We start from the raw sequence: 11,963 nt of genomic DNA, 5'->3' as shown, positions 1-11,963 counted from the left end.
TCTAAAAGGGTTATTTTTGTGTATATTTTATAAATTTTAGATTTATTCTAAAGAGCTGGCTAAATCCTGGATTAAGTCTAGCTTATCTTCGATGCCAACGGACAATCTCACGGTACCGGGGCGAATGCCGGCCGCGAGCTGTTCTTGGGCGCTCATTTTCTGGTGCGTGGTTGTCGCCGGGTGGGTGATCAAGCTTTTGACGTCGCCCAGATTGTTGGAAATATCGATGATTTCCAGGGCGTTCATCAGCTTAAACGCTTCTTCTTTGCCGCCTTTGACATGGAAGGCCACGATGGTGCCGCCTTTGCCGGACATTTGCTTCAGGGCCAACTCGTGCTGTGGATGAGAAGCCAGTCCCGGATAGATCACTTCTTCGATGGCGTCTTGGGTGGCGAGGAACTCGGCCACCGCCAAAGCGTTTTCACACTGGCGCGAAACGCGTAGTTCCAACGTTTCCATGCCTTTGATCAGGACCCAGGCGTTAAAAGGGCTGAGGGCCGGTCCGGTTTGGCGCAAAAATGGGGCGACGGTGTTTTCTAGGTAATCTTCGTTGTTGGACAAAATCGCACCGCCTAAGGAGCGTCCTTGGCCGTCAATGTGTTTGGTGGCGGAATAGGTCACCACGTCCGCACCCAATTCCAAGGGGTGTTGCAACACGGTCGAGGCAAAGGCGTTGTCCACCACCACCAAAGCACCGGCTTTGTGGGCCAGCTCGGACACGGCGGCGATATCGATGATGGACAGCGCCGGGTTGGACGGCGTTTCCAAGAACACGGCTTGAGCCGGTGTGCTGAGCGCCTTGGCCCAGGCGTCTAAGTCCGTGCCGTCTACGAATTCAGCCTGGATGTCCCATTGGGGCAAGATGTTGGCGATGACGTGATAGCACGCGCCGAACAAAGCTTGGGCGGCAACGATGCGGTCCCCGGCCTTCAGGTGCGGAGCCAGCGCGCCGAACACCGCAGCCATGCCGCTGGCGGTGCCTTTGCAGTACTTCGCGCCTTCGATGGCAGCCAAGCGGTCTTCGAAAATGGTTAGGGTCGGGTTGGCGTAACGGGAATAGACGTAATGGTCTTCATCACCCGTGAAGGATCGTTCAGCCTGCTCTGCACTGTCGTAAACGAAGCCCGAGGTCATGAACAAAGCTTCGGACGTTTCACCAAACGGCGTGCGATCAATGCCACCGCGCACTTGGCGGGTGGCGGGACGCCACGAAGAGGTGTCGGTTTTGGTCTTGTCGGTGCTCATCAAACTGTTCCTTTGCAAACAAAAATAGCCCGGACCGAAGGCCAGGGCTAACGTTTGCAATCCCATTACTTCGATCTTTTAGCGGATTGTTTTTCGTGGCCGCAAGCCGATCGGCCAAATCACCACGTTTCAGAGGCCATAAATGCCCAAAGTTCAGCGGTTCGTCAAGGGGGGTCTGCCTGGATTTACACCGGATTGGTAGGGAATAGGGGTGGCGATTATCGTTCCAGCGCCCATATAACTTGCAGCGCACAAAACCCTCTGGCATACGAGAAGACAGAAAAAAACTGGAGAGCCCCACATGTCCTTTACCGCCACCACGACCAACTTGTTTTTCGAACGCACCGGAATGGACCGCGACCGGGTGTGCTCGATTGTGGGGGACGCACTGGGGCAAGCCGACGACGGTGAGCTGTATTTGGAATACCGCCAGTCCGAAAGCCTATTGTTTGACGACGGGCAGCTGAAGTCTGCGAACTTCGACACGGCGCAAGGTTTTGGGCTGCGTGCGGTTTCCGGCGAAACGGCTGGCTATGCGCACGCGACGGAGCTGTCAGAAGACGCCATCAAACGTGCAGGCCAAACGGTTCAGTCGGTCTGTAAGGGCCAAGGCGGCACCCTAGCCGAACCGCCCCAAGGAACCAACGTGAAACTTTATGGCGACGTCAACCCGCTGAACGCCATGGCGTTTGACGTGAAGGTCAAGCTGCTCAGCGAAATCGACGCCTATGTGCGGGGCAAGGACGAACGGGTGAAACAAGTCTCCGTCTCGCTTGCGGGAAACTGGCAGGCCATTGAAGTCGTGCGCCCCGGCGGCGCGGTGGCGTCCGACGTGCGGCCACTGGTGCGCATCAATATCTCCGTCGTGGTGGAACAAAGCGGGCGCATGGAAAGTGGATCGTACGGCGCGGGTGGTCGGGCCGAATACGACAACTGGGTCACCCCTGAACAATGGCAACACATCGCCGACGAAGCGCTGCGCCAAGCCATTGTGAACTTAGATAGTGTACCCGCACCGGCTGGTGAAATGACCGTGGTGTTGGGGCCGGGCTGGCCGGGCGTGTTGTTGCACGAAGCGGTGGGCCATGGCTTAGAAGGCGACTTCAACCGCAAAAAGACGTCGGCCTTTTCAGGCTTGCTGGGCGAACGCGTGGCGTCCAAAGGCGTCACGGTGGTCGACAATGGCACCATCGAAGGGCGTCGCGGCTCGCTCACCATTGACGATGAAGGCACGCCGACGAACAACACGGTGCTGATCGAAGACGGCATCTTGAAAGGCTTCATGCAAGACCGCATGAACGCGCGCCTGATGGGCGAAAGTTCGACGGGCAATGGACGGCGTCAAAGCTATGCTCACGCACCTGTGCCGCGCATGACTAACACATACATGCTCGACGGCGACAAGGACCCGCACGAAATTTTGGCGTCCGTGAAGAACGGTCTTTATGCTGTCAACTTCGGCGGCGGCCAAGTGGACATCACGTCCGGCAAATACGTGTTCAGCTGCACCGAAGCTTATATGGTCGAAGACGGCAAAGTCACGGCTCCGGTCAAAGGTGCCACATTGATCGGCAGCGGGCCGGAAGACTTAAAACGCATTTCCATGATCGGCAACGACAGCAAGTTGGACACCGGCATCGGCATGTGCGGCAAGGACGGCCAAAGTGTCCCCGTCGGCGTCGGCCAACCCACCATGCGCATCGAAAACCTCACGGTCGGCGGCACGGCGGCTTAAAGCTCAGCGCCAAACGAACGGACAAGGCATAATATCTCCAGCCTATTGGCACCCGTTATGCTCGGGTGATCCAGTTCTTCACCGGCATGATAGGTAAATAATCCTTGACAACCCAGAGTGGCCATGTTATTTTTCTTGCGACGATGGCGTTTTGTATCACAAGGGCTTTTGCCAAATGGTTCAGTTGAAGACAATTTTGAAAACGATGGCCGTGGGCTTGGTTTTGTTCACGGCTCCCCTTGCCGGGTCTGCGGCTTGGGCTGGCGATGTGCCTGTGACCAAGGCAGACGTGGAACGCGCGGCGAATGCGGGGGAGTTCGACAAGGCTTATGAACTGCTGGTGCAACTGGCCGAAAGCGGCAACGCCCAGGCGCAGGGGTTTTTGGCGTATGTGTTGGCTGAGGGTGAATGGGGTGTGCCTGTAGATGAGGTGCAGGCGAAATCCTGGATGGAGAAAGCGCTGTCCCAAAATGATGCATTTGCACATTTGATGCTGGCTTTGACAAACGATCCAGACTCCGTCGATTTTTACACGGATGACCCAAGCATCATAAAAATTGATGATTGGAAACGCAGCATGCGCATTGCCGCGGAGAACGGCCATCCGTATGCCCAAAACGAACTTGGAGAGTGGGCGCGTTTGAAGCGTGAGACAAATGTGGCCTTAGAGTGGTATCGAAAGGCAACGGGCGAAAATCGGGACTTTTATGCTGCCAATTATTACTCATCAAAGAGCTGGGCTTTACAGCCTTCAGAATATCGAATTCATGATTTGATGCGAGTGCGAGGCGGAGGGAATCCTCGGGGATACCTTGCTTTGTCCATCGCGTTTGCCTGGGGTATGGGGACAGAGAAAAACTATCGATTGGCGCAGCAGTATCGTTATATGGCAGCGTTTTTGGGTGAGGCCGTTGATGATCGAACAATTCGCATCATTGAATATCACCTGACGCAAGAAGAGCAAAAAGCCCAGTTTAGGGTTGCATACGACTTGTTTAGTACGTGGTTTCGAAATCCTGCGACGTATGCTGGGCAAGCAGCCGCAGTCTGCATCAACAACAATGATTTCAATTCGGTTTGCTTGAAACACACACTCGATGATCACAGGGAATGTGCTGTTGCATATACACTGTGGTCGTTCAATCAAGTGATCGAATTCCCTGCATATCTTCAATGCAGACTGACGCGACTTAAAAAACACTATTCCTAACAACTCGAAATAATAGGTGATGATATGGCTGGAAACTCAGCAAAAAAAGGCTTGACTGGTATTGTGAATAATATCCTAAAATCAAGACAGAAAGACAATCTTTTGGAAACGGCAGAAGAAGGGGTCGTGAAGGCCATAGGGAAAACAGAACTTAATGGCTACCCGGGAATAGCTGACATTCAACAAACAAAACTGAATCTGGACGAACGAAATCATTTTTTCGCCTTATCTTCACGTTTTAAAGATAACCGTGAAACGAAGGCGTTGATGAACAGTGTAATTGACAACACGCCGAGCCCAGACAGACCTTTTGAGCTCGCATCAAGCCTTCAACAAGGTATGGCGGCAACACAGATTTCTTCAGGCCAACTTCGCAGTTCTTTGGAATTTCAGGATATGGCCCCAGAAGTTGTTGATGCTGGTTTGGCAGCTCAAAATCAAATGCTTTCGACCGGACAACCTGTTCTGGGGGTTGTTGGTGGGGTACACGCTGTAAATTCTCAATTGCCAAGTGTTGAGAATTATTACAGTGAGTTTTCTGAGGTTGATATTGAAGACTTGTATTCTGCTCTGGAAGAAGGTCCTTCTTATCCAACATCCCAACAGCGGAAAGACTACAGACATGGAACATGGAGGGGGCTGAAAAGCTCAACGCCTCTGGTGGACTTACTCAGAACGACAGAAGAAGTCGAAAAAGACCGCACTTGGGCCGCTGAGTTTGATTTGAACGCCAAAGGGTCTCAAAAATCCAGCGGTGGACCTGTCCCCGGTATTTCGATCAATCCACCGGCCCCGACGACCTTTGCACCAGTCGGCACCCCTGCTGCACCTCCCAGCTACAAAACCGACGTCATCACCCGCGAAGACAAACACCTCATCGGTTTTGCCGAACGCCACGGCATGTCTTGGCAGGAAGTCTTTGCACTCAACAAAGATACCGTCTCAAACCCCAACTATGTTCAGGCGGGACAATCGTTGAAGGTGTACGACACGCCCGACAAAGCCCCGGCGTCTTCCACGCCGTCATCGCGTTCGCATGGTCTATTGGATAAGGCCGTGGATGCGGGCTATCCGTCTCAAGAATATACGGAAGTCGACAATCTTTACAGCCAGGCCAGCATTAATGCTTACCTCGACAGCTTTCGCGCTGAGGTAAAGGCCCCGCAGACCAAGCCTGCGAAACCGCAAAAATCAAAGAAATCCACCTTTGGCCCCAGCTTGAAAATGAAAATGGGGGAAGACCCAATGCAAGCGGCCAACCGTTATATGAAAGAGGTGAACAAGTTCTCCCGCAACCTTGGGGCAGGAAAGCCGTTTGCATCAGTCAAGGTCAACGACAACGCAACGGCCGCGAAAAAATCTGCGCCAAATGTTTCCAACACACCATCGAAGGTGCCAAGTCCAATGGAGTCTTGGGCGCACGAGCAAAAGGAAACGGGGCTTTCCAGAAAACAGGACGACTTGATGAAAGCCGACGCCGCTGCGCGTTCCTCTGGGGGGAAAGCACGAACTGGAGCTTCTGCGGTTGGCGCAGGGCTACCTGCGTTGAATGGTGTGCGGGAAGTGGCAACCCTTAAGGCAGAACCGCTCAATGAAATCGTCTTTGGCAGAGGGGAAGAGCAATATGTTTACGGCTATCCAGACACAAAGCCGGGCAAAGCAGGCACTGTTGCGGAGCAGCAAGAACGTGAGATGATCATTACGCAATTCTCCAAATCGCAACAACGTACATTGGACATGAATGGTTATATTCATGACGAAGGCGGCAACGTTATCAATAGGGGTGGGCGCAAGGTTTCGGCAAACGAAGAAAAAACCTGGGGTAACACGGAAGATCACATGGCGATTGACGGCGCCCGCGCAAACGCACGTGGGCAGGCGCGTGCACAAAACGCCAGTACGACAGGTAATGGTAAATTTGATGGCCGCGGAAATCTTGTGGGTGTGGGGAATCAGAAGGCAAACCCAAACCAGACCAATAGAGCAACGAACAAGGATGGCACTTATTCTCTGGATGAAAAGGGAAATGGTGCCGGTGATGCTGGCGGCACGGTCATCTGCACCGAGCTTCACCGCCGGGGGCTGTTATCCGATGCTATCTATAATGCCGACAGTCGGTTCGGCGTGCGGTTGGCGTTCCACGATCCGGATGTGATCGTGGGTTATCATTTCTGGGCAAAACCCTTGGTGAAGGTCATGCGCCGGTCCGATTTTTTGACACTGATCATTTATCACGGCTTTGCCAAAGCCTGGGCTGAAGAGATGGCGGGACGCGAAGGGCTCAACTCCATCGGGACGGTTCGTGGCAGAGCGTTGATGAATTTGGGAGTGCCGCTGTGTCGCTGGATCGGACAGTGTGTGCGTTGGTGGCGTGAAGTCGGCTTAATCCGTGCAGAAAGCGATTAAGGGCTACGCCCCTTCCAACTTATCGATCAGGTCTTCGGGATTGCGCGCATGCAGGCCGTCTGCAAAGGAGATGGAGACGATGGACGTCACTTCTTTGTCCACCAGTTCCGACAGGCGTAAAAAATCGTCCGTGGCTTTGATCACGGCATTGTTGCCCGGCTGGGCCTGCACGGTTTTGATCAAGGTGTCGCCCGCCGCGTGCATGTCGCGGTGAAGCTGTTCGAGTTTTTCGTACACCGTGTTGGTCGAGCCCGATCGTTTCACATCCCTGGACCATTGACCCAAACGGCAGTACGCCGGGTTGTGGCGTAAATCCAGCAAAGGCAGTTTGGCCCACTCGTCGGGTTTCGTCATGGTCATGGTATAGACCGTGTCCAACACTTTGCGCCGATAGGACAAGTGGTTGACCCAAGCGTTGTACAAAAAACCCATTTGGGAAGACGGCCACTTGGGCTGGTCTTTTAAGATTTGCATAAAGGCTTCGATGGGCAGTGGTCGGCTCATCCAAAAACCTTGGGCCTCGACACAGCCCGAAGCCAGCAAGAAGGTATACACACCTTCGGTTTCGACACCTTCGGCAATGGTCTTGATGGACATTTCGCGCGCCATCAACAGGCTGGAGCGCACAATGTGGGTGTTCTTGGCGTCTTCGGTCATGCGTCCGACAACGCCTTGATCGAGTTTAAGTGCAGAGAACGGCAACTGGCTCAGCAAATCCAAGGACGAATACCCGGTGCCGAAATCGTCCATCACAATCTCAATGCCCAGTGCCACCAAATCCAACAGGGTGTTGTGGATGCGCGACGACTGGTCAACCACGGCGGTTTCCGTGATTTCGATTTGGATGTTGCCGGGGTTTATGACTTGGTTGCCGATGAAGCTTCGCAGCATTTTCACCAGATACGGGGAGTGCAAATCTTGGGCAGAGACGTTGTACGCGATTTGAATGTCAGGCTTGGTCACGCGCAAGCGTGCAATGTCTTGGACCAGTTCGGTCACCATGACGGCGGTGATGTCGGTGATAAAACCGCTTTCTTCGGCTTGGGGTAAAAACAGGCCGGGCGGGATCAGTTGGCCGTCTTCTTTTTGCCAACGCAAAAGCGCTTCCCCGCCGATGATAGCACCGCTTTGAAAGGAAATTTTGGGCTGGAAATGAAAACAAAACTCGCCGTTGTGCAGAGCCTGTTCAATTTCAGCAAGGGCAATCTTGCCGTCGCTCATGATTAGGGAAGCCCCCCATAGCCTTCAGTTTTCGACCCCTCTTCTCAGAATCGTACACATCCCGAAACGCCCGGGCAATAAAGATTATGCATATGTAAAATTAGGCTCAATCAATAGGCGTATTCTTTAAATACCGGATCAACCACGCCTTTCCAGCGCCGTTCGTAGGCGAACAGCAAATCTTCGGCAGGGGTCAGGCCGCCCTCGGCGATTTGGAACAAGGGTTTTAAGAAGCGGCTTTCGTCCAAGCCCACACCGTCCAAGCGTTCGCGGCGCACCAGGCCTTCGTGGGCGCACTCCAACACGTCCATGGCAATGTCGCCGACATTGGTGTCGCGGAACGGGGTGTTGAGAGCTAAGCGCGGGACGTCTTCGCGCAGCTGGGCGATTTCCTCGGCCGACCATTCTTTGACGATGGACCAGGCGTGATCCATAGCGTCTTGGTCGTAGAGCAAGCCCACCCAAAGGGCGGGCAGGGCGCAAATACGGCTCCATGGGCCGCCGTCCGCACCGCGCATCTCCATGTACTTTTTCAAACGCACTTCGGGGAATGCCGTGGTCAGGTGGTCTTCCCAATCTTTTTCGGTGGGATATTCGCCAGGAAGTGCCGGGAGCTTTCCGGCGAGGAAGTCGCGGAACGATTGGCCGGAGGCATCAATGTATTTGCCGTCGCGATAGACAAAGTACATGGGCACGTCGAGCATGTAATCGGCATAGCGTTCAAACCCGAAGCCGTCTTCGAACACAAACGGCAAGCTGCCGGTGCGGTCGGGGTCGGTGTCGGTCCAGATGTGGCTGCGATAGCTCAAATACCCGCTGGGCACACCCTCTTTGAACGGTGAGTTCGCGAACAAGGCCGTAGCAATCGGTTGCAGCGCCAAAGATAGGCGGAACATTTTGACCATGGTGGCTTCGCTGTCGAAATCCAAGTTCACCTGCACGGTGCACGTGGACTGCATCATATCCAGGCCTAGCGAGCCTTTTTTCGGCATGTAGTCCTGCATGATGGCGTAGCGGTTTTTAGGCATCCACGGCATGGTGTCGCGCGGCCATTTGGGCTGATAGCCAATGCCTAAAAACGCGATGCCCATTTCGGCAGCAATCGCTTTGACCTGTTGCAGGTGTGTGCCGACTTCTTTGCAGGTGTCGTGGATGGTGTCGAGCGGCGCGCCGGACAGTTCCACCTGCCCCGCAGGTTCCAACGTCACGGACGAGCCGTCCGTTTGTTTTAACGCGATCATGTTGCCGTCTTCTGTGACGGGATCCCAGCCGAAGCGCTGGAGCTTTTCCAACAGAAGCTTGATGCCTTGCGGGCCTTCGTAGTCCAACGGGCGCAAATCGTCCAAGCGATAGGCGAACTTTTCGTGTTCGGTGCCGATCAGCCATTGATCGCGGGGTTTGCAGCCGCTTTCGAAGTATTCCACCAGTTGACGTTTATCGGTGATCGGGGTGTTCTTATCGCTCATGATTTAATCTTTCTGCCAGTCGCCTGAAATGGCTTGAATAATGCCTAAGGCGGAGATAGCTGCTGTTTCGGCTCTCAGTATACGCGGGCCCAAATTGATTGGGACAGAGATGGGCAAATTTAAAAGCCCGTCAAGCTCTTGTGGCTCAAAACCGCCTTCGGGTCCAATGATAATGCCAAGGGGCTGGTCTGCGTTTTGGACAGCTTGGGCTAAGGGGGGAGCGTCTTGACGTTCGGCCGCAACCAATAGGGTGCGGTCTTGGGGCCAGACGTCGCCCAGCTTTGACAAGAGGACGGGATCGGAAAGGGCGGGGACAGACAGACGTTCGCATTGTTCAGCCGCATCCACGATTTGTTGGTTCAAGCGTTCCATCCTCAGCCGTCGGTTTTCGGTGCGCGCGGTGATCACGGGGATCAGGCGTTCGGCGCCCAACTCCACGGCTTTTTCTACGATTTGGTCCAGTCGGTCCTTTTTCAGCGGGGCAAATGCCAACCACGGTCCGGGTTCTTGCTGGGGCATGCGGGTTTGTTCGCGGCAAACAGCTTCGGCTTTGTTTTTGCCTAGAGACACCAGTTCCGCCCGCCATTCACCGTTTTGGGTGTTGAACAGCAAGAGCTCGTCACCAATTTGGGCGCGTAAAACGGCGCGCAGCTTGTGTGTAGCCCCAGCGCTTAAAACGACAGTTTCAGCAGCTTTCAAGTGGCCTTCGCAGTAAAGGCGCGTGATGGTCTTGGTTGAAGTCATAGCTCGATCATAAGCAAGTTTGCTTTTGGGTACAGCCTTGACGTACAACTATTGCCATGACCGATCAAGCTCAGCCGCTCGCCAGCGATATTCGCACCGAAAGCTGGATTGCGCGCGTAACCCCCAGGGCGCTTAAGCCCTATATGTATTTAATGCGACTGGACCGTCCCTATGGGGCGTGGCTGTTGCTGTTGCCGTGTTGGTGGTCTATCGCTCTGGCCTCAGAAGGCACGTGGCCCAACCCAATCGTGTTGGCTCTGTTCGCGTTGGGGGCCTTGATCATGCGCGGTGCCGGATGCGTGATGAACGACATCGCAGACCGCGATTATGACGGCCAAGTGGCACGCACCGCCACCCGCCCGATTCCGGCGGGCGATGTCAGCATCAAACAAGCCATAGGTTTTTTGGTTTTTTTGTGCCTGTTGGGCTTGGCAATCTTGCTGCAGTTCAACCTGTTTGCCATCGCCGTTGGCGTGTTGTCGTTGGTGACGGTGGTGATTTACCCCTATATGAAACGCTTCACCTATTGGCCGCAGATTTTTTTGGGTCTGTCGTTTAACTGGGGGGCTCTGTTGGGTTGGGCCGCAGTGAAGGGTGAGCTGAGCGCTGCACCGGGGGTTCTGTACGCCGCCGGGATTTTTTGGACGCTCGGCTATGACACCATCTATGCCCACCAAGACAAAGAAGACGATATCTTGGTCGGCATCAAATCGACAGCCCTGAAACTGGGCGGTGCGACCAAGGGGTGGTTGGTGTTCTTCTACGGTGGCGCCCTGACTTTGGTAGCACTTGCCGGTTGGCTTGCCGGTTTGAGTGTTTGGTTCTTTCCAGCCTTGTTACCCGCCGCCGTGCACTTAGCATGGCAAGTCACGACCCTAGACATTGACGCGCCGAAAAATTGTTTGGCGCGGTTCAAGTCCAACCGGGATTTTGGATTGTTGGTGTTTTTGGCGGTGATTGTCGGCCAATTGTCGGCCTAGACCTGGATCGTTACTTGGTACGGTGCGTATCGATCAAATCAGACACAGCATCGCTGGCGTTGCCGCAGCGGCTCGTCATCTTGCAGTCTTTTGTGTCAGTAGGTTTGCCCACAACAAAGCAATAGCACGGAAGCTCCGTGTTTTCGTCGGTCTCAGCACTGGCGGTTTCGGTCGACGACGTTGTGTTCAAGAAACTTGTCTTTCACAAAAAGGCGTGTGTCAGGCGTTCGGTTCCGGAGCTGGTGCGATGTGTTCGCAGTTTTCTTCAGGCCAGCCATAGTCCAAAGCGCTTATGGATAGTCGTACAATACGCCCTTTGCGGGTCACTTCGCAATCAATATGTTTTTGGATGAAGTCATCACGATTTTGTGAGGACTTAAACAGACTCTGCGCATAGTCCAAGACTTCGGCCTGGCTCATTGCGGACCAGATGCGGTTTTTGACGCTTAAGTCCGCTAAGGCAATGGGTTTTTCGCCCCGGTTCAAACACCCCCAAGTGGATAGATAGGCCTGCGCGGTGTCTAAAACCTGGCCGTCGTCCAATCGTAGCTCAATGCCATTGAGGCGCACAAAAACATAGTTTTGGCCTAAGGCTTCAGTCTCATGCATGCGCTCCAATTGATCATCGGTGAGCCATGTGACGAATATATCTGCTTCCACGCCCGGCGCGTGGGCCAAGGTGGCTGGGATTGAACCATATGTGGTGATATGCGCGCTATAGACCGCGTCGAAATCTTTCAACACTGCTTGTGTGACGAAAATCGGATCTTTCAAGGTTTCAAACTTGGCTTGCAAGCGTTCGGGCGATGCATTGGATCCCGACGCGATAACGGCATGGCGGCCATGTGTGTCGAAATCGCCCTGAAGGGCACGCCAACCGTCATTATCCAGCACATAGGAATGCTCTGGAATGGAAAAGGGATAGGCGCGGGCGTGTTCGATGGGGGAGGTCATAA

General features: G+C 54.2%; 10 protein-coding genes and 1 riboswitch. Of the genes, 4 read left to right on the top strand and 6 right to left on the bottom strand.

Annotated elements, in window-relative coordinates; genetic code table 11:
* Positions 1-42 precede the first annotated feature (42 nt).
* Entirely contained in the window at positions 43-1,245 is a 1,203-nt protein-coding gene (gene metZ / locus V5T82_RS11100) for an O-succinylhomoserine sulfhydrylase (protein WP_332895706.1), read from the bottom strand.
* A 58-nt stretch (positions 1,246-1,303) separates the two neighbouring features.
* Positions 1,304-1,381, bottom strand: a riboswitch (SAM riboswitch).
* A 165-nt stretch (positions 1,382-1,546) separates the two neighbouring features.
* Between metZ and tldD the strand changes: the two genes are divergently transcribed.
* The 3 genes from tldD (at position 1,547) to V5T82_RS11085 (ending at position 6,596) form a co-directional block, all read left to right on the top strand.
* Complete coding sequence (gene tldD, locus V5T82_RS11095) at positions 1,547-2,980, top strand: metalloprotease TldD (protein ID WP_332895705.1); 1,434 nt, start codon at positions 1,547-1,549, stop codon at positions 2,978-2,980.
* A gap of 175 nt (positions 2,981-3,155) precedes the next feature.
* Positions 3,156-4,190 carry a tetratricopeptide repeat protein gene (locus V5T82_RS11090; RefSeq protein ID WP_332895704.1) on the top strand — a complete coding sequence of 345 codons (1,035 nt, stop codon included), beginning with the start codon at positions 3,156-3,158 and terminating at the stop codon, positions 4,188-4,190.
* A 24-nt stretch (positions 4,191-4,214) separates the two neighbouring features.
* Complete coding sequence (locus V5T82_RS11085) at positions 4,215-6,596, top strand: LysM peptidoglycan-binding domain-containing protein (protein WP_332895703.1); 2,382 nt, start codon at positions 4,215-4,217, stop codon at positions 6,594-6,596.
* Between the two features lie 3 nt (positions 6,597-6,599).
* Here the strand turns inward: V5T82_RS11085 and V5T82_RS11080 are convergent, their stop codons facing one another.
* From V5T82_RS11080 to V5T82_RS11070, 3 genes are all read right to left on the bottom strand, one after another.
* Positions 6,600-7,817 carry an EAL domain-containing protein gene (locus V5T82_RS11080; RefSeq protein WP_332895702.1) on the bottom strand — a complete coding sequence of 406 codons (1,218 nt, stop codon included), beginning with the start codon at positions 7,815-7,817 and terminating at the stop codon, positions 6,600-6,602.
* A 110-nt stretch (positions 7,818-7,927) separates the two neighbouring features.
* Positions 7,928-9,283, bottom strand: coding sequence for a glutamate--cysteine ligase (locus V5T82_RS11075; protein ID WP_332895701.1), 1,356 nt, complete (start codon positions 9,281-9,283; stop codon positions 7,928-7,930).
* Between the two features lie 3 nt (positions 9,284-9,286).
* The gene (locus V5T82_RS11070) at positions 9,287-10,027 is read right to left on the bottom strand and encodes a 16S rRNA (uracil(1498)-N(3))-methyltransferase (RefSeq protein ID WP_332895700.1); all 741 of its coding nucleotides are present in this window, start codon (positions 10,025-10,027) and stop codon (positions 9,287-9,289) included.
* A 56-nt stretch (positions 10,028-10,083) separates the two neighbouring features.
* Between V5T82_RS11070 and ubiA the strand changes: the two genes are divergently transcribed.
* Positions 10,084-11,007 carry a 4-hydroxybenzoate octaprenyltransferase gene (gene ubiA / locus V5T82_RS11065; RefSeq protein ID WP_332895699.1) on the top strand — a complete coding sequence of 308 codons (924 nt, stop codon included), beginning with the start codon at positions 10,084-10,086 and terminating at the stop codon, positions 11,005-11,007.
* A 10-nt stretch (positions 11,008-11,017) separates the two neighbouring features.
* Here the strand turns inward: ubiA and V5T82_RS11060 are convergent, their stop codons facing one another.
* Positions 11,018-11,197, bottom strand: a complete 180-nt coding sequence (locus V5T82_RS11060) for a hypothetical protein (protein ID WP_332895698.1) — start codon at positions 11,195-11,197, stop codon at positions 11,018-11,020.
* Between the two features lie 29 nt (positions 11,198-11,226).
* Positions 11,227-11,961, bottom strand: a complete 735-nt coding sequence (locus V5T82_RS11055; RefSeq protein ID WP_332895697.1) for a hypothetical protein — start codon at positions 11,959-11,961, stop codon at positions 11,227-11,229.
* Positions 11,962-11,963: the final 2 nt, after the last annotated feature.

The organism is Magnetovibrio sp. PR-2, from assembly GCF_036689815.1.
Classification (GTDB): Bacteria; Pseudomonadota; Alphaproteobacteria; order Rhodospirillales; family Magnetovibrionaceae; genus Magnetovibrio.
Note: the sequence above shows the minus strand (reverse complement) of the source record. Positions and strands in the feature narration are given on the sequence as shown.